General features: G+C 72.8%; 25 protein-coding genes. 10 read left to right on the forward strand and 15 right to left on the reverse strand.

Annotated features, from left to right (window positions below; all coding sequences use genetic code 11):
* The first annotated feature begins 5 nt into the window (after positions 1-5).
* The 3 genes from ACQEUR_RS12135 to hutH are packed head-to-tail and all read left to right on the forward strand — an operon-like array spanning position 6 to position 4,041.
* Positions 6-1,328, forward strand: coding sequence for a formimidoylglutamate deiminase (locus ACQEUR_RS12135; protein ID WP_433030017.1), 1,323 nt, complete (start codon positions 6-8; stop codon positions 1,326-1,328).
* Complete coding sequence (gene hutI, locus ACQEUR_RS12140) at positions 1,325-2,500, forward strand: imidazolonepropionase (protein ID WP_433029540.1); 1,176 nt, start codon at positions 1,325-1,327, stop codon at positions 2,498-2,500. The genes ACQEUR_RS12135 and hutI overlap by 4 nt, the downstream gene beginning before the upstream one ends.
* On the forward strand, positions 2,488-4,041 hold the full coding sequence (gene hutH, locus ACQEUR_RS12145; RefSeq protein WP_433029542.1) for a histidine ammonia-lyase: 1,554 nt from the start codon (positions 2,488-2,490) through the stop codon (positions 4,039-4,041). The genes hutI and hutH overlap by 13 nt, the downstream gene beginning before the upstream one ends.
* Before the next feature lie 59 nt (positions 4,042-4,100).
* On the opposite strand, the gene ACQEUR_RS12150 is transcribed toward hutH, so the two are convergent.
* The gene (locus ACQEUR_RS12150) at positions 4,101-4,367 is read right to left on the reverse strand and encodes a helix-turn-helix domain-containing protein (RefSeq protein WP_433029544.1); all 267 of its coding nucleotides are present in this window, start codon (positions 4,365-4,367) and stop codon (positions 4,101-4,103) included.
* Positions 4,364-4,843 (reverse strand): DUF6597 domain-containing transcriptional factor, encoded by a 480-nt coding sequence (locus ACQEUR_RS12155; RefSeq protein ID WP_433029546.1) that lies wholly within the window; start codon positions 4,841-4,843, stop codon positions 4,364-4,366. Before ACQEUR_RS12155 ends, ACQEUR_RS12150 begins: the two co-directional genes overlap by 4 nt.
* Before the next feature lie 63 nt (positions 4,844-4,906).
* On the opposite strand from ACQEUR_RS12155, the gene ACQEUR_RS12160 reads away from it, so the two are divergent.
* Positions 4,907-5,488 (forward strand): TIGR03086 family metal-binding protein, encoded by a 582-nt coding sequence (locus tag ACQEUR_RS12160; protein ID WP_433029548.1) that lies wholly within the window; start codon positions 4,907-4,909, stop codon positions 5,486-5,488.
* A 156-nt stretch (positions 5,489-5,644) separates the two neighbouring features.
* Here ACQEUR_RS12160 and rdgB read toward each other — a convergent pair whose 3' ends face one another.
* From rdgB to ACQEUR_RS12190, 6 genes are all read right to left on the reverse strand, one after another.
* A complete protein-coding gene (rdgB, locus tag ACQEUR_RS12165; protein ID WP_433029550.1) occupies positions 5,645-6,259 on the reverse strand; it encodes an RdgB/HAM1 family non-canonical purine NTP pyrophosphatase in 615 nt (204 codons plus the stop codon).
* Positions 6,256-6,984 carry a ribonuclease PH gene (gene rph, locus ACQEUR_RS12170; protein ID WP_433029552.1) on the reverse strand — a complete coding sequence of 243 codons (729 nt, stop codon included), beginning with the start codon at positions 6,982-6,984 and terminating at the stop codon, positions 6,256-6,258. The genes rdgB and rph overlap by 4 nt, the downstream gene beginning before the upstream one ends.
* Positions 6,985-7,221: 237 nt before the next feature.
* Positions 7,222-7,968: an MBL fold metallo-hydrolase gene (locus tag ACQEUR_RS12175; RefSeq protein WP_433029554.1), complete on the reverse strand. Its 747-nt coding sequence runs from the start codon at positions 7,966-7,968 to the stop codon at positions 7,222-7,224.
* Positions 7,969-8,280: 312 nt separating this feature from the next.
* Complete coding sequence (locus ACQEUR_RS12180; RefSeq protein WP_433029556.1) at positions 8,281-9,246, reverse strand: PLP-dependent cysteine synthase family protein; 966 nt, start codon at positions 9,244-9,246, stop codon at positions 8,281-8,283.
* A gap of 16 nt (positions 9,247-9,262) precedes the next feature.
* On the reverse strand, positions 9,263-9,625 hold the full coding sequence (locus ACQEUR_RS12185; protein WP_433029558.1) for a MoaD family protein: 363 nt from the start codon (positions 9,623-9,625) through the stop codon (positions 9,263-9,265).
* A 65-nt stretch (positions 9,626-9,690) separates the two neighbouring features.
* Positions 9,691-10,179 carry a Mov34/MPN/PAD-1 family protein gene (locus ACQEUR_RS12190; protein WP_433029560.1) on the reverse strand — a complete coding sequence of 163 codons (489 nt, stop codon included), beginning with the start codon at positions 10,177-10,179 and terminating at the stop codon, positions 9,691-9,693.
* Between the two features lie 178 nt (positions 10,180-10,357).
* Here ACQEUR_RS12190 and ACQEUR_RS12195 point away from each other — a divergent pair, with 178 nt between their 5' ends.
* Positions 10,358-11,218 (forward strand): aldo/keto reductase, encoded by an 861-nt coding sequence (locus tag ACQEUR_RS12195; protein ID WP_433029562.1) that lies wholly within the window; start codon positions 10,358-10,360, stop codon positions 11,216-11,218.
* 55 nt (positions 11,219-11,273) lie between these two features.
* On the opposite strand, the gene ACQEUR_RS12200 is transcribed toward ACQEUR_RS12195, so the two are convergent.
* The 3 genes from ACQEUR_RS12200 to ACQEUR_RS12210 all read right to left on the reverse strand — a co-directional run bounded on the left by ACQEUR_RS12200 (position 11,274) and on the right by ACQEUR_RS12210 (position 13,612).
* Positions 11,274-11,795 carry a DUF2017 domain-containing protein gene (locus tag ACQEUR_RS12200; protein ID WP_433030019.1) on the reverse strand — a complete coding sequence of 174 codons (522 nt, stop codon included), beginning with the start codon at positions 11,793-11,795 and terminating at the stop codon, positions 11,274-11,276.
* Positions 11,771-12,061 carry an ATP-dependent Clp protease adapter ClpS gene (gene clpS / locus ACQEUR_RS12205; protein WP_433029564.1) on the reverse strand — a complete coding sequence of 97 codons (291 nt, stop codon included), beginning with the start codon at positions 12,059-12,061 and terminating at the stop codon, positions 11,771-11,773. The genes ACQEUR_RS12200 and clpS overlap by 25 nt, the downstream gene beginning before the upstream one ends.
* 81 nt (positions 12,062-12,142) lie before the next feature.
* Positions 12,143-13,612, reverse strand: a complete 1,470-nt coding sequence (locus ACQEUR_RS12210; protein WP_433029566.1) for a hypothetical protein — start codon at positions 13,610-13,612, stop codon at positions 12,143-12,145.
* A gap of 214 nt (positions 13,613-13,826) precedes the next feature.
* On the opposite strand from ACQEUR_RS12210, the gene ACQEUR_RS12215 reads away from it, so the two are divergent.
* The 3 genes from ACQEUR_RS12215 to ACQEUR_RS12225 are packed head-to-tail and all read left to right on the forward strand — an operon-like array spanning position 13,827 to position 18,441.
* A complete protein-coding gene (locus tag ACQEUR_RS12215; protein ID WP_433029568.1) occupies positions 13,827-16,505 on the forward strand; it encodes a LuxR C-terminal-related transcriptional regulator in 2,679 nt (892 codons plus the stop codon).
* Between the two features lie 40 nt (positions 16,506-16,545).
* Entirely contained in the window at positions 16,546-17,832 is a 1,287-nt protein-coding gene (locus tag ACQEUR_RS12220) for a nicotinate phosphoribosyltransferase (RefSeq protein ID WP_433029570.1), read from the forward strand.
* Positions 17,833-17,859: 27 nt separating this feature from the next.
* Entirely contained in the window at positions 17,860-18,441 is a 582-nt protein-coding gene (locus ACQEUR_RS12225; RefSeq protein WP_433029572.1) for an isochorismatase family protein, read from the forward strand.
* A 225-nt stretch (positions 18,442-18,666) separates the two neighbouring features.
* Here ACQEUR_RS12225 and ctaD read toward each other — a convergent pair whose 3' ends face one another.
* From ctaD to eda, 4 genes are all read right to left on the reverse strand, one after another.
* Complete coding sequence (gene ctaD, locus ACQEUR_RS12230; RefSeq protein WP_433029574.1) at positions 18,667-20,424, reverse strand: aa3-type cytochrome oxidase subunit I; 1,758 nt, start codon at positions 20,422-20,424, stop codon at positions 18,667-18,669.
* A gap of 144 nt (positions 20,425-20,568) precedes the next feature.
* Positions 20,569-21,717 (reverse strand): FAD-dependent monooxygenase, encoded by a 1,149-nt coding sequence (locus tag ACQEUR_RS12235; RefSeq protein ID WP_433029576.1) that lies wholly within the window; start codon positions 21,715-21,717, stop codon positions 20,569-20,571.
* A 193-nt stretch (positions 21,718-21,910) separates the two neighbouring features.
* Entirely contained in the window at positions 21,911-23,008 is a 1,098-nt protein-coding gene (locus ACQEUR_RS12240; RefSeq protein WP_433029578.1) for a sugar kinase, read from the reverse strand.
* 32 nt (positions 23,009-23,040) lie between these two features.
* Positions 23,041-23,709 carry a bifunctional 4-hydroxy-2-oxoglutarate aldolase/2-dehydro-3-deoxy-phosphogluconate aldolase gene (gene eda, locus ACQEUR_RS12245; protein WP_433029580.1) on the reverse strand — a complete coding sequence of 223 codons (669 nt, stop codon included), beginning with the start codon at positions 23,707-23,709 and terminating at the stop codon, positions 23,041-23,043.
* A gap of 54 nt (positions 23,710-23,763) precedes the next feature.
* Here eda and ACQEUR_RS12250 point away from each other — a divergent pair, with 54 nt between their 5' ends.
* A complete protein-coding gene (locus ACQEUR_RS12250; RefSeq protein WP_433029582.1) occupies positions 23,764-24,543 on the forward strand; it encodes an IclR family transcriptional regulator in 780 nt (259 codons plus the stop codon).
* Between the two features lie 168 nt (positions 24,544-24,711).
* Entirely contained in the window at positions 24,712-25,830 is a 1,119-nt protein-coding gene (locus ACQEUR_RS12255) for a GH12 family glycosyl hydrolase domain-containing protein (protein WP_433029584.1), read from the forward strand.
* Positions 25,831-25,865: the final 35 nt, after the last annotated feature.

The raw sequence follows: 25,865 nt of genomic DNA on the forward strand, positions 1-25,865 counted from the left end.
TGGCCGTGCGCTACCACGCCGAGTACGCCTGGCTGCCCGACCGGACCGAGCCGGCGGCCGACGTGCTGATCGAGCTGGCCGACGGGCGGTTCACCTCGGTCACCGCCGGTACGGCCGCTCCGCCGGACGCGCGGCGGCTGCCCGGGTTGACCCTGCCGGGCCTGGCCAACGCCCACTCGCACGCCTTCCACCGGGCGCTGCGCGGGCGTACCCAGGGTGGGCGCGGTGACTTCTGGAGCTGGCGGGACCGGATGTACGCCGTCGCCGGCCGGCTGGACCCGGACGGCTACCTGGCGCTGGCCCGGGCCGTGTACGCCGAGATGGCGCTGGCCGGGATCAGCTGCGTGGGCGAGTTCCACTACCTGCACCACGCCCCGGACGGCACCCCGTACGCCGAGCCGAACGCGATGGGCGCGGCGCTGGTCGAGGCCGCCGCGCAGGCCGGGATCCGCCTGACCCTGCTGGACACCTGCTACCTGACGTCCAGTGTGGATGGTGCTCCGCTGGCCGATCCGCAGCGGCGCTTCGGCGACGGCGACGCCGCCGGTTGGGCCGACCGGGCCGCCGCCTTCACCCCGGCCGGCGACCACACCCGGGTCGGTGCCGCGATCCACTCGGTCCGGGCGGTCCCGGCCGACCAGCTCGGCACGGTGGCGGGCTGGGCCGCCGAACGGGACGCCCCGCTGCACCTGCACCTGTCGGAGCAGCCGGCGGAGAACGACGCCTGCCGGGCGTACCACGGGCGGACCCCGACCGCGCTGCTCGCCGACGCGGGCGTGCTCGGCCCGCGCACGACGGCGGTGCACGCCACCCACCTGGTCGACGCCGACCGGCTGCTGCTCGGCGGCAGCGGCACCGGCGTCTGCCTCTGCCCGACCACCGAACGGGACCTGGCCGACGGGATCGGACCCGCCCGGGAACTCGCCGACGGGGGAAGCCCGCTCAGCCTCGGTACCGACAGCCACGCGGTGGTCGACCTGTTCGAGGAGGCCCGGGCGGTGGAGCTGGACGAGCGGCTCCGGACCCGGGCCCGGGGCCACTTCACCCCGGTGGAGCTGCTGCACGCGGCGACCGCCGCCGGGCACGCCGCGCTGGGCTGGCCGGACGCCGGGCGGCTCGCCCCCGGCCGCCGGGCCGACCTGGTCACCGTCGGCCTGCACAGCGCCCGTACCGCCGGCGTGCCGCCGGCCGGTCTCCTCTTCGCGGCCACCGCCGCCGACGTCACCGACGTGCTGGTCGACGGCCGGCAGGTGGTCCGGGAGGGCCGGCACGCCACCCTCGACGTACCGGCCGAGCTGACCGCGGCGATCCGGGCGGTGACGGCGTGAACCTCCTGGTCGACAACATCGGCGAGCTGGTCACCAACGTGGACGGTGCCGGCGAGGGCGGCCCGCTCGGCATCCGGCGCAAGGCCGCGCTGCTGATCGAGGAGGGCGAGGTCGTCTGGATCGGCCCGGCCCGGTACGCCCCGGCCGCCGACCGGCGGATCGACGCCGGCGGCCGGGCGGTGCTGCCCGGCTTCGTGGACAGCCACGCACACCTGGTCTTCGCCGGGGACCGGGCTGCCGAGTTCGCCGCCCGGATGGCCGGCCAGCCCTACACCGGCGGCGGCATCCGGACCACGGTCGCCGCCACCCGGGCCGCCGACGACGAGCGGCTGCGCGGCACCGTCGGGCGACTGCGCGCGGAGGCGCTGCGGCAGGGCACCACCACGATCGAGATCAAGAGCGGGTACGGGCTCACCGTCGCCGACGAGGCCCGCTCGTTGCGGATCGCGGCCGAGTTCACCACCGAGACGACGTTCCTCGGCGCGCACGTGGTGCCGCCCGAGTACGCCGACCGGCCGGACGACTACGTCGGGCTGCTGTGCGGGCCGATGCTGCGCGCCGCGCTGCCGTACGCGAAGTGGATCGACGTCTTCTGCGAGCGGGGCGCCTTCGACGCCGATCACGCCCGGGCGATCCTCACCGTCGGGCAGGCCGCCGGACTGGGCGTACGGGTGCACGCCAACCAGCTCGGCCCCGGCCCCGGGGTGCGGCTCGCGGTGGAGTTGGGCGCCGCCAGCGCGGACCACTGCACGCATCTTTCCGACGCCGACGTCGAGGCGCTGGCCGGGTCGGAGACGGTGGCGACGCTGCTGCCCGGTGCCGAGTTCTCCACCCGGTCGCCGTACCCGGACGCGCGGCGGCTGCTCGACGCGGGGGTGACCGTGGCGCTGGCCACCGACTGCAACCCCGGTTCGTCGTACACCTCCTCGATGCCCTTCTGCATCGCGCTCGCGGTCCGGGAGCTGGGGATGACCCCGGCGGAGGCGGTCTGGGCGGCCACCGCGGGCGGTGCGCGGGCGCTGCGCCACGAGCGGGCCGGCGTGCTCCGCCCCGGCGTACCGGCGGACCTGAGCATCCTCGACGCGCCGTCCCACCTGCACCTGGCCTACCGGCCAGGGGTGCCACTGATCAGCCAGGTCCTGCACAACGGAGTGCCGCAATGTCAACCGTGACCCGTCCCGTCGTCACCGTCCAGCCCACCGGCGTCACCCCCGCCGACGTGCGCGCGGTGGCCCGTGGCACCGCCACCGTCGTCCTCGACCCGTCCACCGTGGAGGCCATGGCGGCGAGCCGGGCCATCGTGGACCGGATCGAGCAGACCGGCCGCCCGGTCTACGGCGTCTCGACCGGCTTCGGAGCGCTGGCGAACACGTTCGTCGCCCCGGAGCGCCGCGCCGAACTCCAGCACGCGCTGATCCGCTCGCACGCGGCCGGGATCGGCGCCCCGATGCCCCGCGAGGTGGTCCGGGCGATGATGCTGCTGCGGATCCGCTCGCTCGCGCTCGGCCATTCCGGGGTACGCCCGCAGCTCGCCCAGGCCCTGGCCGACCTGCTCAACGCCGACGTCACGCCGTGGGTGCCCGAGCACGGTTCGCTCGGCGCCTCCGGCGACCTGGCCCCGCTGGCGCACTGCGCCCTGGTGCTGCTCGGCGAGGGGTGGGTGCTCGGTCCGGACGGCAGCCGCCGGGACGCGGCGCAGGCGCTGCGGGCGGCCGGGCTGCGGCCGGTCACGCTCGCCGCCAAGGAGGGGCTCGCGCTGGTCAACGGCACCGACGGGATGCTCGGGATGCTGCTGCTGGCGATCGCCGACGCCGCGCACCTGTTCAGCATGGCGGACGTGACGGCCGCGCTGGCGATCGAGGCGATGCTCGGTTCGGAGCGCCCGTTCCTGCCGGAGCTGCACGCGATCCGCCCGCATCCCGGGCAGGCGGTGTCGGCGGCCAACATCCACCGGCTGCTCCAGAATTCGGCCATCATGGACTCGCACCGGGACGACCTGGCGCACGCCGTGCAGGACGCGTACTCGATGCGGTGCGCGCCGCAGGTGGCCGGAGCGGCCCGGGACACCCTGGACTTCGTCGACCAGGTGGCGGCCCGGGAGCTGCGCTCGGTGGTGGACAACCCGGTGGTGCTGCCCGACGGCCGGGTCGAGTCGACCGGCAACTTCCACGGCGCCCCGCTCGGCTTCGCCGCCGACTTCCTGGCCATCGCCGCCGCCGAGGTCGGGGCGATCGCCGAGCGCCGGGTGGACCGGCTGCTCGACGTGACGCGGTCCCGGGAGCTTCCGGCGTTCCTCTCCCCCGACGCCGGGGTCAACTCCGGGTTGATGATCGCCCAGTACACCGCCGCCGGGATCGTCGCGGAGAACCGCCGGTTGGCCGCCCCCGCCTCGGTGGACTCGCTGCCGACCAGCGGCATGCAGGAGGACCACGTCTCGATGGGCTGGGCGGCCACCCGCAAGCTCCGTACGGTGCTGGACAACCTGACCAGCCTGCTCGCGGTGGAGCTGCTGGCCGGCGTACGGGGACTGCAGTTGCGGGCTCCGCTCGCCCCGTCCCCGGCCGGTCGGGCGGCGGTGGCGGCGGTCCGGCCGTTCGCCGGCGCACCCGGTCCGGACATCTTCCTCGCCCCGGTGCTGGAGGCGGCCCGGGCGGTGGTCGCCGGCCCGGGACTGCGCACCGCGATCGAGGCCGAGGTCGGTCCGCTCGGTTGACGGACGGTTACCAGACCGGCCGAGGCGGGCATCTCCGGTGTTCCGGGACAACCCGGCGGTCAGTAGCGGGCGGCGTACCGGGGCGGGGGCTCGCCGAACATCTTCGTGAAGTCCCGGACGAGATGTGGCTGGTCGGCGTAGCCGAGTTCCGCCGCGAGTTCGGCCCAGTCGATCGCTGCGCCCCGGGCCAGCCGCTCGGTCACCTCGTGCAGCCGGTAGCGGCGGATCACCCACTTCGGGCCGATGCCGACGTACTCGGCGAACAGCCGCTGGAGTCCACGGACCGTGGTGCCGAGTTCCCCCGCCAGGACGTCGACCCGGCTCACTCCCGGGTCGGCGGCGATCCGCGCGACGATTCCGGCGGCCTCCTCGGCCCGCGGGTCGGGCTCCGGCAGCCGGGCCCGCAGAAATCCTCGACCGACGCCACCTCGGCCACGGCGGGCAGGTCGCCCGGGAACACCTCCGTGGCGTCGATCGACCGGTCGGTGATCGCCGAAACCGGCGCCCGCAGGAAGGGCCGGAAGCACCCGGGCCGGAACGCGACCCCGAAGACGCGGCCGTCGCCGGTCAGCACCTTCACGCGGTGCCCGCTGTGCACGCCGTTGACCGTCGCGGCACCCTCCCGGAACGTCAGGTGCACGTTCGGATACGGGACGATCAGTTGCCGGTACGGCTCCCGGTAGTTCCAGCGGACCACCCAGTAGCGCTCGACGTACGGCGCCAGATCGGGTGACGGGCCCGGAAAGGCGTGGCGCTGGAACGTCCTCCACGCGCCGGCGAGTTCGCGGACGTCCCGGGCCATGCCGACAGGCTATGTCGCGAACGTTCAAGACGGCGCCGGTGCCGGGGTGCTTTCCTCTACGTCATGTCCGACGCGCAGATGGTGGCCCTGGCCGCCACGCCCCTGATCGATACCGTCCGCAACATCAAGCCCGACCAGCTCGCTGCCCGCACCCCATGCGCCGAGTACGACGTGCGCCGGTTGCTCAATCACCTGCTGTTCTGGGGGCCGTCACTGGAGGGCGCCGGCCGCAAGGAGCTCGTGCCGCCGCCGGCCGGGGCCGAATCCGAACTGGACCTGACCGGCGGAAACTGGGCGGCGGCTGTGGAGGCGCAGGTCGAGCGGGTGGTCGCGGCTTGGAGCGAGCCCGCCGCCTGGCAGGGCGCGACGCACATGGGCGGCCCGACCGAGCTGCCGGCCGGGCTGGTCGGCGGGATGGTGGTGGGAGAGTTCATGGTGCACGGCTGGGACCTGGCCCAGGCGACCGGCCAGCACCCGGACTGGGACGGACGCGTGGTCGGGTACGCGTACGGTGAGGTAGCGAAGACCGCCGAGCAGGGCCGCGCGATGGGCGTCTACGGGCCCGAGGTCCCGGTGCCGGCGTACTCGCCGGAGTTTGACCGGCTGCTCGGGCTCACCGGCCGCGACCCCCGCTGGACCCCGTAGCGCCGGGAGCACCACGGGGGCCGTGCCACCGTCCGTCCGCAGCGGCACGTGACGTCGGCGGGCCGGACCCCTCGCCATCACCCTGGCCACGGGCGGCGGCGACAGCGGCAGCCGATCACCGGTGCGGCACCGGGGCCCCGGCCCGCAACCCGGCGGTCAGGCCTGGGGCAGCACCTTCGCCATCACCTTGGCCAGCGCGCGTAACGCCTTGCCCCGGTGGCTGACCGCGTCCTTCTCCTCCGGCGACAGTTCCGCGTTGGTCCGGTCCTGCTTGTCGCCGAGAAAGATCGGGTCGTAGCCGAAGCCGCCGTCCCCGCGCGGGGCGCGCAGCAGCCGCCCGGTCTGCCGGCCGTCGACCAGATGCTCCTTGCCCCCGGGCAGCACCAGCGCCGCCGCGCAGACGAAGGCGGCGCCCCGGTGCTCGTCGGGCACGTCCGCGACCTGCGCCAGCACCAGCTCCAGGTTGGCCCGGTCGTCACCGTGCCGCCCCGCCCACCGGGCGCTGAACACCCCGGGCATGCCGCCCAGCGCGTCCACGGCCAGCCCGGAGTCGTCGGCGATCGTCGGCAGGTTGGTCCACTTGACGCCCTCACGCGCCTTGAGCAGCGCATTCTCCCCGAAGGTCAGCCCGGTCTCCGGGACCTCCTGGTACTGCGGCACGTCGGCCAGCCCGATCAGCTGGATCCGTGCCGAACCGAGCGCGGCGTCGAGGATGCGCTGCAGCTCGACCAGCTTCTTCGTGTTGCGCGTCGCGAGCAGTACCCGGGTCATCCGGCCAACGCCTTCCGCTGGGCCTCGACCAGTTCGGCGCAGCCGGCCACCCCGAGGTCGAGCAGTGCGTCGAGCTGGTCGCGGGCGAAGACGCCGGCCTCCCCCGTACCCTGCACCTCGACGAAGTCGCCGGTGCCGGTGCAGACCACGTTCATGTCCACCTCGGCGGCCACATCCTCCAGGTAGTTGAGGTCGAGCCGGGGTTCACCGGAAATGATGCCGACGCTCACCGCGGCCACCGACCGGTCCATCACCTTCGCCGGCTTGCCGGCGAGCGCCTTCCGCTCGGCCAGCCAGTCCACCGCGTCGTGCAGCGCCACGTACGCCCCGGTGATCGCGGCGGTGCGGGTGCCGCCGTCGGCCTGGAGTACGTCACAGTCGAGCACGATCGAGTTCTCCCCCAGCGCCTTGAGGTCGATGCAGGCCCGCAGGCTCCGCCCGACCAGCCGGGAGATCTCGTGGGTACGCCCGCCGACCTTGCCCCGGACGCTCTCCCGGTCGGATCGGGTGGTGGTCGACCGGGGCAGCATCGAGTATTCCGCGGTGACCCAGCCGAGGCCGGAGCCCTTGCGCCAGCGCGGCACCCCTTCGGTGACGCTGGCGGTGCAGAGCACCCGGGTGTCGCCGAACTCCACGAGGACGGAACCCTCCGGGTGGATGCTCCACCGCCGGGTCAGGGTCACCGGTCGGAGTTGGTCGGGTCGCCGCCCGTCAGGTCGTGCCATCCCCGCAGCCTATGCGCTGGCCGATCCGCCGTGCTGCGGGGTACCGCTGTCGCCCGCCGGTGCCGGCGCCGCCGGGACCGGTTGCCCGTACCGGCCCGGTCGGGCCGGCGGATAGGGGGCGGCCGGCGGGTACGGGCCGGATCCGGGCGGCGGGGGATGGGGCGGTCCGGGGAAGGGCTGACTCACCGGGCGAATCGTAGGTGGCTCCCGCCGACCGTGGGGGGCGGGCGGGGCGGCTCAGATCTCGTAGCGCGCACCCGGCCGGACGACCTCGACCGGGCCGGCGAAGGCCGAGACCGCCGCCTCGTGGGTGACCGCCTCACTGCCCCAGGCGGCGACCAGGTGGGTCAGCAACAGCTTGCCGACCTCCGCCTTGGTCGCGATCTCGCCCGCCTCCCGGCCGGTCAGGTGCAGATCCGGCGGGTTGTCGACGCCGTCGAGATAACTCGCCTCACAGAGGAACGCGTCGACGCCGTGCGCCAGCCGCAGCAGCGACTCGCAGGGCGCGGTGTCGGACGAGTAGCAGAGGGTCCGGCCGCCGTGCTCCAGCCGTACGCCGTAGGTCTCCACCGGGTGGTTGACCCGGTCGACGGTCACCGAGAACGGGCCGATCGGGAAGGTGCCCGGCTGGAGGCCGTAGAAGGTGTAGACGTCCTCGATCCCGCCCGCGTCCTGGCTGTAGGCGTTGGCCAGCCGATCCGGGGCACCGCTGGGGGCGTAGACCGGCAGCGGCGGGTAGGGCCCGTCCGGGGCGTACCGGCGCACCACGATGTAGGTCACCGCGTCGAGGATGTGGTCGCCGTGCAGGTGTGTCAGCAGGATCGCGTCCACGGCCTTCAGCCCGGCGTAGCGCTGCAGGGCGGAGAGCGACCCGGAGCCGAAGTCGAGCAGCAGCCGGAACCCGTCGGCTTCGACCAGGTACGCGGAACAAGCCGACTCGGGGCCCGGAAAACTTCCGGCGCAGCCGAGGATGGTCAGTCGCATCCGGTCGTCCCGCAGTCACTGATCGTCACGGACAGCTCGCCGACCAATGCGTAAATGATCAAAGCCGGAAGGTCTGTCACGGTGCGCAGCCTACGCCGGGACACCTGGCCGCAAGAAAGATCTCGGGATAGTTGTCGCCAACGTGACAGCCAGTTCGGGCGACCGGGTCGGTACGCGTCAGAGGCCGTATTCGACGCCTACCGCTACGTTCCGTCACCTTCTATAGTTTCGTCACCTTCGATAGTTTGTCGGATAACGGTGGTCCGCCCCGCCCGCCGGCCGGACAGGTCAGCGGAGGAACGCCATCCGCCGTCACGCCCAGAGCTGGCCGTCCAGCGCCTCCTCGGCGTCGGCGAGGGTCCCACCGTAGGCGCCGGTGGAGAGGTACTTCCAGCCACCGTCGGCGACCACGAAGGCGACATCCGCCCGGCGCTCGGCGCGGACCGCCTCGTGCGCCACGGCCAGGGCCGCGTGCAGGATCGCCCCGGTGGAGAAGCCGGCGAAGATCCCCTCCACCTCGACCAGCTGCCGGGTACGGAGCACCGCGTCCCGGGTGCCGACCGAGAAGCGCCGGGTCAGCACGTTGGCGTCGTACAGCTCCGGGACGTAGCCCTCGTCGATGTTGCGCAGCCCGTAGACCAGCTCGCCGTACCGGGGCTCGGCGGCGATGATCTCGATCTGGTCGACCTTCTCCCGCAGGTAGCGGCCCGTCCCCATCAGGGTGCCGGTGGTGCCCAGCCCGGCCACGAAGTGGGTGATGGTGGGCAGGTCGTGCAGCAGCTCGGGACCGGTCGTCTCGTAGTGCGCCAGCGCGTTGCCCGGGTTGCCGTACTGGTAGAGCATCACCCAGTCGGGATGCTCGGCGGCGATCTGCTTGGCGGTCGCCACCGCCTGGTTGGAGCCGCCGGCCGCGGGCGAGAAGATGATCTCGGCACCGTACATCCGGAGCAGTTGCACCCGCTCGGCGGAGACGTTCTCCGGCATCACACAGACCAGGCGGTAGCCGCGCAGCTTCGCCACCATCGCCAGGGAGATCCCGGTGTTGCCGCTCGTCGGCTCCAGGATCGTGTCACCGGGGCGGAGCCGCCCGGCCCGTTCGGCCTCGCGGACCATGAACATGGCCGGGCGGTCCTTGATGCTGCCGGTGGGGTTGCGGTCCTCCAGCTTGGCCCAGAGCCGCACCGGCGGCGCCCCGTCGGGCACCGTCGGCGACAGGCGGGGCAGCCCGACGAGCGGAGTACCCCCGCATGCGTCGAGCAGGCTCTCGTACCGTGCCATGACCGCCTCCCCCGGATCAGCGCGTGATGGCGGCGCTGCGCCCGGTGGCCGCGGCGACCGCCGCGCTGTGCCCGATCATCGCGGCGGCGGCCGCGAAGCCGAACGCACCGCCGGCCACGGCCGGCAGGATGGTGACGGTGTCACCGTCGCTGAGCTTCGCGTCGAGCGAGCCGAGGAAGCGTACGTCCTCGTCGTTGACGTAGACGTTGACGAACCGGTGCAGGGCGCCCTGGTCGGTGATCAACCGGCCACGCAGGCCGGAGTACCTGGCGTCCAGGTCGGACAGGAGGTCGTTCAGGGAGTCGCCGGCACCCTCGACGACCTTCGCGCCGCCGGTGTAACTGCGCAGGATGGTGGGGATGCGAACCTCGATGGCCATGACTGTGCTCCTCGTGACGGTACGGGGGGAAGGACTACGGACTACGGCTGCTGAGCGGTACGCGGTCAGCGGCCGGAACACTCGTAGTCGACCGTCGCCGGGCTCTGCCCGAACATGTAGGACTGGACGGCGTTGGGATCCACCGTGGCGTCGACGACCCGGAGCGGTTCCTCGGTCACCACCCCGTCCACGATCCGGAACGAGCGGATCTCCTCGCCGTCCGGCTCGCGCGTCGAGACGAGCACATAGTGCGCGCCCGGCTCGCCGGCGAAGGAGACGTCGGTGCGGGACGGGTAGGCCTCGGTCGCGGTGTGCGAGTGGTAGATCACGACGGGCTCCTCGTCCCGGTCGTCCATCTCCCGCCACACCCGCAACTGCTCCATCGAGTCGAACTCGTAGAACGTCATGGAACGGGCCGCGTTCACCATCGGGATGTGCCGCGTCGGCGTGTCACTGCCGGCCGGACCGGCCACCACGCCGCAGGCCTCGTCCGGGTGGTCCCGGCGGGCGTGCGCGACGATGGCGTCGACGATCGACCGGTCGATGCTCAGCACGAACCCAGACTACCGCCTGTCCCGCCGCTCGCGCGTGGCCGGCGGGAGGCGGGAGGAGTGGCCGACCTCACCCGGTCGGCGCCGCCAGGGGGCTTAACCGCGGGTCGGAACGGAAACCTGGCCCTGAGGACACCCGGTTGGTCCACGATAGGGACCCTGAGCGAAGGAGGACCACCCGATGAAGCAACGCCACATCGGCGACACCGAGGTGAGCGCGATCGGCCTCGGCGGGATGCCGATGTCGATCGAGGGACGACCGGACGAGGAACGCTCGGTCCGGACGATCCACGCCGCCCTCGACGCCGGGATCACCCTGATCGACACCGCCGACGCCTACCACCTGCATGCCGACGAGGTGGGCCACAACGAGTCGCTGATCGCCCGGGCGTTGGCCAGCTACGGCGGGGACACCTCCGGCGTACTGGTCGCCACCAAGGGCGGGCACCTGCGCCCCGGGGACGGCAGCTGGACGGTCGACAGCTCCCCGGCATACCTCCGGGCCGCCTGCGAAGCCTCGCTGAAGCGGCTCGGGGTGGAGGCGATCGGCCTCTACCAGCACCACCGGCCCGACCCCAGCGTCCCGTACGCCGAGTCGATCGGCGCGGTCCGGGACCTTGTCGACGCCGGCAAGGTCCGGATGGCGGGCATCTCCAACGCCACCCCGGAGCAGATCCGGCAGGCCCGGGAGATCCTCGGTGACCGGCTGGTCTCGGTGCAGAACCAGTACTCCCCCGCGTTCCGCTCCTCCGAGCCGGAGCTGGCGCTCTCCGTCGAGCTGGGGCTGACCTTCCTGCCCTGGTCCCCGCTGGGCGGCATCGCCCAGGCCGGCGAGCTGGGCAGCCGGTTCGCCCCGTTCGCGGAGGTCGCCGCGGCCCGGGGCGTCAGCCCGCAGCAGGTCTGCCTGGCCTGGCTGTTGGCGAGGTCCCCGCTGGTGATCCCGATCCCGGGGTCGAGCCGGCCGGAGACGATCCGGGACTCGGCGGCCGCCGTCGACCTCACCCTGGACGAGGGGGAACTGGCCGCCCTCGACCGCGCCTGAGGGGTTAGGAAGGGCCCCTTCCTATGCAAAAAGCGATAAGAAGGGGCCCTTCCTTTCAGTCGAGCAGGGCGCCGAGCAGGGACTCCTGCAGATAGCCGAGGTAGGCGTAGACGGAGAGCTGGAAGACCCGGGACGAGGTCGGGTCGTGCAGTACCGCGTCGTCGAGCTCGTCACCGAGGTCGGTCTCCGCGGAGATCTCCAGCCGTACGCCCATCGCCAGCCGGGCGTCGTTGATCGCCCGCAGCCACGCCTCGGCCGCCTCGCCGTCGAGGCGTACCTGGCCGCCGGTGGCCGGGGGCAGCATCGCGAGGACCGCACCCGCCTGGTCGACCTTGCCGGTCTTGAGGTCGCCCTCGGTGTAGCGGCGCAACTCGGCCGAGTCACCGGGGCTCTCCGGGTAGGTGTCGGGGAAGAGCCGGGCGACCACCGGATCGGTGTGGTCGAAGCCGTCGGTGAGCAGGCCCACCACCTCGGAGGCGACCTTGCGCAGCACCCGTACCTCGTCCGGGGCGAACGTGGCCACGCAGTACTCACCCTGCCGGCGGAACATGCTCACGCCCGGTCCACCGTCGCCCAGAGCCCGTACGCGTGCAGTTGGGAGGCGTCGTGCTCCATCCGCTCCCGCGCCCCGCTGGAGACCACGGCCCGGCCCTTGTTGTGCACGTCGAGCATCAGTTCCTCGGCCTTCTCGCGGCTGTAGCCGAAGAGTTTCTGGAACACCCAGGTCACGTACGTCATCAGGTTGACCGGGTCGTCCCAGACGATCGTCACCCATCCCCGGTCGGTGCCCGGCACCTCTTCGGTGTCCGGCGCTTCGACCGGTGCAACCTGTGGAGCCGCCATGTCCCCCATCGTGCCACCGTCGCGGCGGAACCGATGAACCGGAGCACCGCCGCGCGCCGGGAAGGCGACGCCGGGGCGGGTTCAGGCGGGCAGGCTGCCGTGCCGGACCGCCTCCGTCAGCACCCCGGTCAACGAGGACCGGAACGCCGCGAACCGCCGGGTCACCTCCCGGGACAGCTCCAACTCCACCTCGCGCAGGACCCGTTGCAGCCAGGAGCGGGCCTGGGCGACGTCGGCGTGCGCGGGATTGCGCCAGTACTGGTAGCAGCCGCCGGCGAGGCCGACCCCGATCGGCGGCAGGATCGCCGCGGCGCCGCCGCCCGGGTAGGCCGCGAGCATGCCCACCGCGCCGAAGCCGTGCACCGGTTCCACCCCGCCGGCGGCGGTGACCAACAGCACCCGGTCGAGATCCCGCTCGGCCCGGTTCTCCGCGAGCCCCCAGCCCACCGCGGCGGCGGCCCGCCGCCGTACGCCCTCGTCGGGCCGCTCGCCGAAGACCACGGCGAGGGCGTCGCCGAGGATCCGGTCGACCCCGGCGTCGCACTCGGCGACCACGTCCAGGGAGAGCGCCTCGACCTCCCGGTCCAGCGCCGCCGGCAGGCCGGGGCAGCCGCCGGCGAAGACAATCTCCTGTACGCAGCGCAGGTGGATGTTGGCCACCTCCAGCGCGATGTGCTGGCGGAGCCGCTGGGCGCAGCCGCGCACCTGGTGGTCCAGCCGGGCCGCCCAGCCGGACGCGCCGGCCCCGACGGCGACCCGGACGGTACGGGTCGCGCCCGGTACGACCGGCGAGTTGTCACTGGCCCGGCGCAGCCCCTCGGCGCTGGCCCAGTCGACCAGTGCGCGCCGCAGGTAGGCGGTGTCGGCGGCGGCCGGGTCCAGGGCGAACCACGGCACGCCGGCGAGCCCCGGCACCGCGGCGGTGAGGGCGGCGGAGTGTGTCTCGACGCCGCCCGGGGACCAGCCGCCGTCGGCACCGGGGGTGAGGGCGAAGAAGACGGCCACCTCGCCGGCGATCTCGGCGAGCAGTTCCAGTTCGGCGGCGAGGAACGGCCGGTCGGCCGGGATCACGAAGAGCAGCGCGCCGCCCCGGCGTACCGCGTCCCGTACCACCCGCCCGCCGGCCGGGCCCAGCGTGCCGGTCTCCGGGGCGTCGACGAGGGAGAAGTGCCGTAGCAGCGGGTCGGGCACGGTCAGCTCGACCCGGCGCGGCGGCCGGGCCAGGGCCGGGCCGGCGCCGACGGGGTCGGACCGGTAGGGCCGGGCCGACCGCAGCCCGGGCACGTACGCGGCGCCGGTGACGCTCTGGGCGTAGTGCAGCAGCAGGAAGCTGCCCCGGGGGACCCGCAACGGCGGGGCGCCGTGGAGCAGTCCGGCGAGCAGGGCGCGACGGTCGTGGTCGGACGGTCCGACGACGACGACCGCGAGCGGTTCCTCGGCCGCGGACTCGATCAGCGCCAGCTCGGGCGGGACCATGAGCCGGGTGGCCCGCCGGGCGGTCGCCACCGGCGGCCCGACGGAACCGCCGGCGGGGAGGGGGCGGTACGCCATCTCGGACCTCACGTCATCGAATCCCACGTCGTCATCGCCACCCCGGATCGCCGTCGGCCCCGGCGGACCATCGGACCCCGCCCGGATCGAAACGCTGCGTGTCGATGTATGTACGCTACGAGAACTCATGGTACTTATGGGTAGTCAGTGCGCTACTCAACTTCACTCTGTCACAAGGTGCACGCGGATGGCGATCGGTCTATATGCTGCCCCGATGGATCGGTGGAGGTTCGTTGGCCGAGCGGATGAACTCCACCGTCTGCTCACCGCCGCCACCAGTCCCGGCGGCCGGGGTCTGATCTTCAGCGGCACGGCCGGGGTCGGCAAGAGCCGCCTGCTCCGGCAGGGCCTCGACGCCCTGCCCGCCGAGACCTGCGCGGTCTGGTCCGCCTCGGCCAACATCGCCACCGCCGGCATCCCGTTCGGCGGGCTGGCCCAGGTGCTGCCGGCTGACCAACCGGCCGGACTCTCCCCGGCCGGGATCATGCACTGGGCCGTCGACGCGCTGCACCAGCAGGCCGCCGGCCGGCAGATCGTGATCGGCATCGACGACGCCCACCTGCTCGACTCCTCCTCGGCCGCCCTGGTCTACCTGATCGCCCGCTCCGACGGCGCCACCGTGCTGGGCACGCTGCGCAGCGGCGAGCCGGTGCCGCTGCCGATCCGCGCGCTCTGGACGGACGACCTGGTCGACCACGCCGAACTCACCCCGATGAACTCCACGGAGAGCGCGGACCTGCTCACCGCGATGCTGGAGGGCCCGGTCGACGCGCCGTCCGCCGAACGGCTCTACCGGCTCTCGGCCGGCAACGCGCTGCTGCTGCGCGAGCTGGTCATCGCGGCACACGCCAGTGACGAACTGGCCCGGACGTACGGGGTCTGGCGGTGGACCGGCCGCCTGCACCTCGCGCCCAGCCTGGACGACCTGATCGACGCCCGGATCGGGCAGCTGGAACAGGGTGTCCGGGCGGTGGTCGAGCTGGTGGCGATGGGCGAGCCGATCGGGCTGACCCTGCTCAGCCGGGCCACCGACAACTCCGATGTGGAGCTGGCCGAGGAGCGGGGGCTGATCCGGGTGGTCACCCACGACCGCCGCGCCAACGTACGGCTCGGGCACCCGCTCTACGGCGAGGTCGTCCGGCGGCGCTGCCCGGTCACCCGGGCCCGCCGGTTGAACGCCCGGCTCGCCGAGCTGGTCGAGGAGGCCGGCACCCGGCGTCGCGACGACCTGCTGCGGGTCGCGGTGTGGCGGCTCGACTCGGGTACCGCGCAGGACCCGGAGTTGCTGCTCAAGGCCGCCGGCCAGGCATTCAGCCAGTTCGACGTGCCGCTGGCCGCCCGGCTGGCCCGGGCCGCCCTCTCCACCGGCGGCGGCTACCTGGCCGCCGAGCTGCTCGCCACCATCCTGCTCTTCGGCGACCGGGCCGCGGAGGCGATCACGGTGCTGGACTCGGTGGCCGACCAGATCACCTCCGACGAACGGCGCGCGCGGTGGCTCACCGTACGCGGCATGGTCTCCTACTGGGGGCTCAACCGGGAGTCGACGGTGGCCGAGATCGCCGCCGACGCCCGGCGGCTGACCGATCCGGCCGACCGGGCCCGGGTGCTCGCCTTCGAGGGGATCATGCGGCTGCACCGGCTGGAGTGCGCCGAGGCGCTGCGGCTGAGCCGATCGGTGCTGGACCGCCCCGCCGCGACCGTCGCCGCCCGGGGGCTCGCCCGGTGCACCATCGCGCACCTGCAGGCCGCCCGGGGCGAGCTGGTGCTCAGCGGCCGGGCCGTGGACGGGGTGGCGGCCGGGGCCGCGCAGTGGCGCGCCGACATGCCGTACCTCCAGCTCGCCCTGGAGCTGGCCCGGGGCACCCGGCTCGCGCTCGCCGGGGACCTGGCCGGGATCGACGCGATCGTGGCCGCCGAGTTCGCCGACCTGGCCGACGCGGGCGACTTCCGGCTCGGCTCCGGCTACCTCTCCATCCTGCGGGCCCAGGCGGCCCGGCTGCGCGGCCAGACCGGCGAGGCGCTGCGGACCAGCCTCGGTGCCTGCGCCGTGCTCGCCACCAGCCAGGTCTTCGCCGGCCTGGCCCACGCGGAGCGCGCGCAGGCGGCGGCGATGCGCGGCGACGTGGACTCCGCCGTCGAGGCGATGGCCGAATCGGACCGCTCGCACACCTCCGGGATGGCGATCCTCTACCCCTGGCTCGAGCAGGCCCGGGCCACCGTGCTGGCCACCACCGGCGACCATGCCGGTGCGGTCGCCCGGCTCCGCGGACTCGTCACCCGGCTGCAACAGGACGGCTTCGCCGGCCACGAGGTGCTGGCCCTGCACGACCTGGTCCGGCTCGGCCGGGCGGAGGTCGAGATCGGCGAGCCGACCGTCACCGGCCGGAGGCAGAGCGTCGCGCAACGGCTCACCGAGCTGAGCGAGGCGGTGGACGGGCCCCTGCCGTCGCTGCTGGCCCGGCACGCGCGGGCCGAGTACCGGCACTCCGGCGAGGAGTTGCTCGCCGTGGCGGACGGCTTCACCGAACTCGAACTGAACGTCTTCGCCGCCGAGGCGACCAGCCGGGCGGTGACCCGGCTCCGGGCGGCCCGCTCGGCCCGCGCGCACGAGGCCAACCTGCGGCTGGCCGGCCTGTTGCGCCGCTGCGACGTGCTCCGGACGCCCGCGCTGTCGGTGCGGCAGCCCGCGCTGACCGACCGGGAGCGGCAGATCGCCCGGCTGGCCGCCCGGGGACTGGCCAGCCGCAACATCGCCGAGCAGCTCTACATCAGCACCCGTACCGTGGAGAACCACCTGCAACGGGTCTACAACAAGCTCGGCGTGGCGGGCCGCGGCGAGCTGTGGCCGGCGTTGCGGGCCATGCCCGACGGGGAACTCGACGCTGACGGTTGACCGGCGCCGGAGATGATCGCAACACGCTTAGGCTGGCAGTGTGCATAACCTCCGCCCCGCGCTGCTGACCGATCACTACGAGCTGACCATGGTGAGCGCCGCCCTGCGGGACGGCACCGCCGACCGACGCTGCGTGTTCGAGGTCTTCACCCGGCGGCTGCCCCCCGGGCGGCGGTACGGCGTGGTGGCCGGCACCGCCCGGCTGGTCGACCTGCTGCGGGAGTTCCGCTTCGACTCCGCGGAGGTGGGCTTCCTCCGGGACACCGGCGTGGTCGACGGGCCCACCGCGGACTGGTTGACGAACTACCGCTTCAGCGGGGACATCGACGGTTACCCCGAGGGGGAGCTCTACTTCCCCGGCTCGCCGATCCTGACCGTCTCCGGCACCTTCGCCGAGTGCGTGCTGCTGGAGACGTTGACCCTCTCCGTACTCAACCACGACTCGGCGATCGCGGCGGCCGCGGCCCGGATGGTGACCGCCGCGCGCGGCCGTACGCTGATCGAGATGGGCTCCCGGCGGGCCCACGAGGAGGGGGCGGTCGCCGCAGCCCGGGCCGCGTACCTGGCCGGCTTCGGCTTCACCTCCAACCTGGCCGCGGGTCGCCGCTACGGGATACCGACGGCCGGCACGGCCGCGCACGCGTTCACCCTGCTGCACGACGACGAATCGGCGGCGTTCGCCTCCCAGGTCGCCGCGCTGGGCAACCACACGACGCTGCTGGTCGACACGTACGACATCGCGCAGGGCATCCGGAACGCGATCGCGGTCGCCGGACCCGAGCTGCGGGCGGTCCGGATCGACTCCGGCGACCTCTCGGTGCTCGCCCAGCACTCGCGGGAGCTGCTCGACTCGCTGGGTGCGACCGAAACCAAGATCATCGTTTCCGGTGACCTCGACGAGTACGCCATCGCCGCGCTCGCCGCCGAGCCGGTCGACATGTACGGCGCCGGCACCGCGGTGGTCACCGGCTCCGGCGCGCCCACGGCCGGCCTGGTCTACAAGCTCGTCGAGGTGGAGGGGCGGTCGGTGGTCAAGCGCTCCGAACACAAGGCGACGGTGGGCGGGCGCAAGGTCGCGGTCCGCCGGCACAAGCCCAGCGGTACGGCCACCGAGGAGGTCGTCGTCTCGCAGGGCGTACCGCAGCCGCAACCGAACGACCGGCCACTGCAGCGGGCGTACGTCTCCGGTGGCGAGCCGGTGGAACTGCCCACGCTCGCGGAGTCGCGCGCGCACCTGCGGCAGTGTCTGATCTCCATCCCCTGGGAGGGGCTCAAGCTCTCCGCGGGCGACCCGACCCTGCCGGTCACCATGGTCCCCGCCTCCTAACCGCAGACAGGTGAGAAAGGCGCGTAGATGAGCCGGGCACTGATCATCGTGGACGTACAGAACGACTTCTGCGAGGGCGGGTCACTCGCCGTCGCCGGAGGCGCCGCCGTCGCCGCCGGGATCTCCCGGCTGCTGGCCGAGTCGCCGGAGCGCTGGGACCACGTGGTGGCGACCAAGGACCACCACGTCGACCCCGGCGCCCACTTCGCCGACCAACCCGACTTCGTCGACTCCTGGCCCCGGCACTGCGTCGTCGGCACCGACGGGGCACAGTTCCACCCGGAGCTGGCCGTCGACCGGGTCGAGGCGGTGTTCCACAAGGGCGAGTGGGCCGGCGCCTACTCCGGCTTCGAGGGTCTCGCCGAGGGCGGCGAGAGGCTGGCCGACTGGCTGCGCCGGCACTCCGTGGAGACGGTCGAACTGGTCGGCATCGCCACCGACCACTGCGTCCGCGCCACCGCGCTGGACGCGGCGCGGGAGGGCTTCGCCACCAGCGTGCTGCTCGACCTGACCGCCGGGGTCAACGCCACGACCACCGCGAAGGCCCTGACCTCGCTGCGCCAGGAGGGCGTCACCCTGCACGGGACACCCCTGCTCGGTACGCCCTAGCGCGCCTGCCGCCGGGAAGTGACATCTCCGCTCGGCGTGATGCCTCCCAGGCATAGATATGCCTCGGAGGCATCACGCTCGTTCCGGTCTTGTCCCCCGGAGGCCGAGGGGCCGAAGGGACCAACCCGACGGGCGGGCTCGGATCACGGCCTGGACCACGTGCCAACGGAACGCGGCCGGCACCCGGGATGTCCCGGGTGCCGGCCGCGGCCGGCGTCGAGGCGGCTAGCGCCGGTCGAGGTTGCTGGAGGTGTCCTCGGTGTAGCTGGCGCCGTCGTCGGACTCGCTGGTCAGCGGCTTGGCGCCACCCTCGGGCGGGCCCGCCAGCGACTGGCCGGCGGCCAGCTCCGGGTACTTGTGGTCGAACGCCGGCCGCTCGGAGCGGATCCGCGGCATGCGGTCGAAGTTGCGCAACGGCGGCGGTGAGCTGGTCGCCCACTCCAGCGAGTTGCCGTGACCCCACGGGTCGTCGACCTCCACCACCGGCCCGGCCTTGTAGGACTTCCAGATGTTGTAGAGGAACGGCAGGGTCGAGATGCCGGTGATGAACGAACCGATCGTGGAGATCATGTTCAGCGTGGTGAAACCGTCGGTGGGCATGTAGTCGGCGTACCGCCGGGGGAAGCCCTCGTTGCCGAGCCAGTGCTGCACCAGGAACGTGGTGTGGAAGCCGATGAAGGTCAACCAGAAGTGCACCTTGCCCAGCCGCTCGTCGAGCATCCGGCCGAACATCTTCGGGAACCAGAAGTAGATGCCGCCGAAGACCGCGAAGACGATGGTGCCGAAGAGCACGTAGTGGAAGTGGGCCACCACGAAGTACGAGTCGGAGACGTGGAAGTCGACCGGCGGGCTGGCCAGCAGCACACCGGTGAGGCCGCCGAAGAGGAAGGTGACCAGGAAGCCGACCGACCAGAGCATCGGGGTCTCGAAGCTGATCTGGCCCCGCCACATCGTGCCGATCCAGTTGAAGAACTTCATGCCGGTCGGGACGGCGATCAGGAAGCTCAGGAACGAGAAGAACGGCAGCAGCACCTGGCCGGTGGAGAACATGTGGTGTGCCCAGACGCTCATCGAGAGCGCCGCGATGGCGATGGTGGCGCCGACCAGGCCCTTGTAACCGAAGATCGGCTTCCGGGAGAAGACCGGGATGATCTCGCTGATGATGCCGAAGAACGGCAGCGCGACGATGTAGACCTCGGGGTGACCGAAGAACCAGAACAGGTGCTGCCAGAGCATCGGGCCGCCGGTCTCGGCGTCGAAGACGTGCGCGCCGAGGATCCGGTCCGCCGCCAGCGCGAAGAGCGCCGCGGCCAGCAGCGGGAAGACCATGATCACCAGGAGGCTGGTGACCAGGATGTTCCAGGTGAAGATCGGCATCCGGAACATCGTCATGCCGGGCGCCCGGAGGGTGAGGATCGTGGTGATCATGTTGACCCCACCGAGGATGGTGCCCAGACCGGAGATGGCCAGACCCACGATCCACATGTTCGCGCCGACGCCGGGCGAGTGCTCGACGTTGCTCAGCGGCGTGTACGCGAACCAGCCGAAGTCGGCCGCGCCGCCCGGGGTGAGGAAGCCGCCCAGCGCCAGCGTCCCACCGAACAGGTAGAGCCAGTAGGCGAAGCTGTTCAGCCGGGGGAACGACACGTCCGGCGCGCCGATCTGGATCGGCACCACGAAGTTGGCGAACGCGAAGACGATCGGCGTCGCGAAGAACAGCAGCATGATGGTGCCGTGCATGGTGAAGAGCTGGTTGTACTGCTCCGGCGAGAGGAACTGCAGTCCCGGCCGGGCCAGCTCGGCGCGCATCAGCAGCGCCATCAGGCCACCGATCATGAAGAACGCGAAGGCGGTGACCATGTACATGATCCCGATCTGCTTCGCATCCGTCGTACGCAGCAGCCGCGTGAGTGCCGAGCCCTTGACCGGCTGGTGTACCGGCCACGGCCGGGTCACGATCGGCTTGGGTGCGACGGTGGTCACGAGTGGCCTCCGGTTGTCGTTAGTCCCACTCGGCACGCGCGGTGATCTGCGAGCCGTATCTCGCAGGCGAGGATAGTCCCCGCCAGCGGCGGGTCCGTCACCCGGGTCGACCGCCGGCGCCACGGCGCGGTCCGGGCCCGGTCGTCACGCCGGGTCGACGAGGAGCCGGTAGTGCTCCTGGAATATCCGGCCGCCGCGTCCGCGCAGCAAAGGGTCGCGCAGCGCGGGCGGGACGTCCCGGGTGCGGTCCCGGTCCCGGGTGCGGTCCACCACCCAGGTGACCCGGGGCCGACGGCGGCTCTCGTACGCGGCCAGCGCCTCGGGCACGTTGACCGCCCCGGAGAGCGCCCGGGACAGTACGAGGGCGTCCTCCAGGGCCATCGCCGCGCCCTGGGACAGCGTCGGCGCCGTGGCGTGGGCCGCGTCGCCGATCAGCACCACCCGGCCCCGGGACCAGCGTCCGAGCTGCACCTCGTCGGTGACCGCCACCCGCACCTGCTCCACCCCGTCCAGGATGGCCGGCACCGGGCCGCCGTAGTCGCCGAAGAGTTCCCGGAGCCGGGCCAGCGGGTCCGCCGGCGGCACGCTGCCGGCCTCGTCCGCGTAGCAGTACAGCCGGCCGGCGCCCATCGGCATGACGACGAATCCGGCCCGCTGGCCGAGCAGCCCGGTCCAGTCCTCGATCGGCGGGCCGCCGGTGACGACGCTGCGGTAGACGACCTGACCGGCCGGGCGGGCCGGACCGCCGAGCGCGGCCAGCGCGCGGACCGCCGACCGCCGGCCGTCGGCGCCGACCACCAGGTCGTACTCGGCCCGCCGGCCGTCGGCGAAGGTGACCGTGACCGCGTCGACCGTCAGCTCCAGCGCGCGTACCTCGGTGCCGTACCGCACCTCGCCGCCGGCGCCGGTGAGCAGCACCCGGTGCAGGTCGGCGGTGGGCAGTGCGCGGCACTCGCCGACGTCCGCCCAGAGTTTCGTGAGGTCCACCTCACACAGCTCGTGTCCCTGCGCGTCCAGGAAACGCTGCCGCCGGATCACCTGGCCCAGCGGACGTACCGGACCGTCCAGGCCGAGTTCCCGCAGCGCGCGGGCGGCGTTGCCGGGCAGGTAGAGACCGGTCTGCGGGAACGCGACAGGCCGCGTGGGCCGGCTGCCCGGCAGGCCGGCACCGCGCGGCGCCGGCTGGCGCTCGGTGATCTCGGGCCGGTATCCCGCGAGCCGCAGGGCGCGGGCGGCCGCCAGACCGGCGATGCCCGCGCCGACGACGAGAATGCGCAGGGTGGATCCGGCCATCTGGTGACGCCTCCGGAGGGGATCGGCACGCGTTGAACGCAGAACATTACTCCGCGCTACCAGTTGTGCGGTAGATCCGATCGGATGCGCCCAGCTCACCGCCGGTCCGAGTGATCACCCGGGTGGCCGGCGAAACCCACCTCCCGGACGGCGGCGGGCCACCGCCGAACGGCTCGGCGTGCCGGGGGTACGACTAGCGCTGCACCCGGGCGCCGGCCCCGCGCACCAGCGCCTCGACCTCCTTGAGGCTCGCCATCGAGGTGTCGCCCGGGGTGGTCATGGCCAGTGCCCCGTGCGCGGCGCCGTACTCGACCGCGCTGGCCAGGTCACCGCCGGCGAGCAGCCGGTAGATCAGCCCGGAGGCGAAACTGTCGCCGCCGCCGACCCGGTCGAGAATCTCCAGGTTGGCGCGGTGGGTCGCCTCGACGAAGCCGCTGGCGGCGGACCAGGCGACCGCGCCCCAGTCGTTGACGGTCGCGCTGCGTACGGTGCGTAGCGTCGTCGCCACCACCTGGAAGTTGTCGTACTCCTTGGTGACCGCCTCGATCATGCGCTGGAAGTTCGCCACCTCCAGCTCCGCCAGCGACTCGTCGGTGTCGGGCACGGCGAAGCCGAGCGAGGCGGTGAAGTCCTCCTCGTTGCCGATCATCACGTCCACGTACCGGGCCAGCCGCCGGTTGACCTCCTGGGCCCGGGCCTGCCCACCGACCGCCTTCCAGAGGCTGGGCCGGTAGTTCAGGTCGTACGAGATGATCGTGCCGTGCCGGCGCGCGGCGGACATCGCCGCCTCGATGGTGTCCGGGGTGACCTCGGAGAGCGCCGCGTAGATGCCCCCGGTGTGCAGCCAGCGCACGCCCAGGGTGCCGAAGAGGTGGTCCCAGTCCACGTCCTCCGGACGGAGCTGGCTGGCCGCGGTGTGCCCACGGTCGGAGGTGCCGACGGCGCCGCGTACCCCGAAGCCCCGCTCGGTGAAGTTGAGCCCGTTGCGGACGCTGCGGCCGATCCCGTCGTACGGCAGCCACTTGACCAGCGAGGTGTCCACGCCGCCGGTCAGGATCAGGTCCTCCAGCAGCCGGCCGACCTCGTTGTCCGCGAACGCGGTGACCACGGCGGTGCGCAGCCCGAAGCAGCGGCGCAGCCCCCGGGCGACGTTGTATTCGCCGCCGCCCTCCCAGGCCCGGAAGCTGCGGGTCGTGCGCACCCGGCCCTCGCCGGGATCGAGGCGGAGCATGATCTCGCCCAGCGAGACCAGGTCGTAGCGGCAGTCCTCGGCGGGACGGATGGTCAGCATGGGCGTGCCTCTCCGGGGGACGGGGCGGAAGCTCAGGCGGAACGGGTGGCGGTCTGGCTGGCCTCGACGGCGGCGGCGGTCAGCCGGGTGACCTCGTCCCACCTGCCGGCGGCGAGCAGGGCGGGCGCGACCATCCAGGTGCCGCCGACCGCGAGCACGGCGGGCTGGGCCAGGTAGTCGGCGAGGTTGCCGGTGTTGACCCCGCCGGTGGGGATGAACCGGACCGACCGGAAGGGTGCGGCCAGCGCCTTGATCATGGCCACGCCGCCGAGCTGCTCGGCGGGGAAGAACTTCACCGTCTCCAGGCCGGCGTCGAGCGCCATCTGGATCTCGGTGGCGGTGGCGGCGCCGGGGAAGACCGGCAGGCCCACCTCCTGGCAGTGCCGGACCACGGCCGGAGAGAAGCCGGGGCTGACCACGAACCGGGCCCCCGCCTCGACGGCCTGGTCGACCTGGGCCGGGGTCAGTACGGTGCCCGCCCCGACCAGCAGGTCCGGGCGCTGCGCCATCACCCGGATGGCGTCGGCGGCGGCCGCGGTCCGGAAGGTCACCTCGATCGCGCGCAGCCCGCCCGCGGTCAGCGCGGCGGCCAGCGGCGCGGCCGAGGCGGCGTCCTCCAGCACCACGACGGGGAGGATCCGGGTGGCGGCGATGGTCCCCGGAACGTCGGAAAGCTGTTCATCATGCTGAACATTGGTCACGTACGTGACCCTACTGTGGTCCCGGGTGCTGTCAAGCCGACTAGAGTGACCGCCATGACGAGCATCGGCGAGCCGTTCCAGCCGGTGAAGAGCGCCGGCCGGACGCTCGACGTGCTGGAGGCGCTGTCCGGGTCGCCACAGCGCCGCTCCCTGGGCGAGCTGGCCCGCACCCTCGGCATTCCGAAGAGCAGCCTGCACGGCATCCTGCGCACGATGATCCAGCGCGGCTGGGTCGAGGCGGACCTCACCGGCACCCGCTTCGGTCTCGGCGTCCGCGCCCTCCAGGTCGGCGCGGCCTACCTGGAGGCGGACGACGCCACCGGACTGCTCGGCGGGGTCCTCGACGACCTGGCCACCGAGTTCGGCGAGACGGTGCACCTCGGCCGCCTGGACGGGCCGCACGTGGTCTACCTCGCCAAGCGGGAGTCGGTGCATCCGCTGCGGCTCTACAGCGCGATCGGCCGGCACCTGCCCGCGCACGCCACCGCACTGGGCAAGGTGCTGCTCGCCGAGCGCCCCGACGAGGCGGTCGACCGGCTGCTGACCTGGCCGCTGACCACGCTGACCCGGCACACCATCACCGAGCCGGCCGGGCTGCACGCCGAGCTGGCCGCGATCCGGGCCCGGGGCTACGCGGTGGACCACGAGGAGAACACCGAGGGCATCGTCTGTTTCGCCATGGCGGTGCCGTTGCAGTCGCCGGCGGTCGACGCGATCAGCCTCTCCGTACCGGCCGCCCGACTCGCGGGGCAGAGCGAGGAGCGGATCGTGGCGGCGCTGCGCGCCTCCGTCGGCCAGGTACGGGCCGCCCGTACCCTGCTCGCCGGCGCCTGACCCCGGCCGGTCCGGACGGCCTTCCGGGCCCCTGCGGTTGCTTTCCGATTTCAAGCATGTAAATGTGTCTCTGATTGCCATGGGAGCGCTCCCCAGGCGGTCGCGCCGCACGCCCGGCACCTCGCGGCACGCACCACCTCCACGGACACCCACCAGCCAAGGAGCATCATGAGACGCCCCGTCCCGATCCTCGCGGCAGCCGCCACCCTGCTCGTCGCCGGTTCGCTCGCCGTCCTCACCGCCGCCGGCCCCGCCCAGGCCGACGTGCAGATCTGCGAGCAGTACGGCAGCACCACCATCCAGGGCAGGTACGTGGTCCAGAACAACCGCTGGGGCACCACCGCGCAGCAGTGCATCAACGTCACCGACAACGGCTTCTCGATCACCCAGCAGCAGGGCTCCTCGCCGACCAACGGCGCACCGGTCTCCTACCCGTCGGTCTTCCTCGGCTGCCACTACAACAACTGCTCCCCCGGCACCAACCTGCCGATCCAGGTGAGCCAGATCAGCAGCGCGAGCAGCAGCATCAGCTACAACTACGTCAGCGGCGCCACCTACAACGCCTCGTACGACATCTGGCTGGACCCGACGCCCAAGCGGACCGGCGTGAACCAGATGGAGATCATGATCTGGTTCAACCGGCAGGGCCCAATCCAGCCGATCGGCTCACCGGTCGGCACCGCCACGGTCGGCGGGCGGACCTGGGAGGTCTGGCAGGGCAACAACGGCGGCAACAACGTCGTCTCGTACGTGGCCCCGTCGGCGATCGCGAGCTGGAGCTTCAGCGTGCTGGACTTCATCAACGACGTCCGCGACCGGGGCGCGATCACCAACTCCTGGTACCTGACCAGCATCCAGGCCGGCTTCGAGCCGTGGCAGGGCGGCACCGGCCTCGGCGTCAACTCGTTCTCCGCCTCGGTCAACGGGGGCGGCAACCCGGGTCAGCCGAGCAACCCGCCGCCGGGCACCGCCGCCTGCCGGGTCGGGTACACGGCGAACTCGTGGAACAACGGCTTCACCGCCTCGGTCACCGTCACCAACACCGGCTCCAGCCCGGTCAACGGCTGGACGCTGACCTACAACCTGCCGTCCGGACAGCAGGTCACCAGTTCCTGGAACGCCACCGTGACCCAGAGCGGATCGGCCGTCACCGCCCGTGGCACCGGCCAGAACACGGCCATCCCGGCCGGCGGCACGGCGTCCTTCGGCTACCAGGGGTCGCTGAGCGGCACCTACTCGTCGCCGACCTCGTTCAGCCTCAACGGTTCCGCCTGCACCCGGGCGTAGCCACCACCGGCACCCGGTCGGCCCGCTCTTTCAGG

The organism is Plantactinospora sp. CA-290183 (genome assembly GCF_050936375.1).
GTDB lineage: Bacteria > Actinomycetota > Actinomycetes > Mycobacteriales > Micromonosporaceae > Plantactinospora.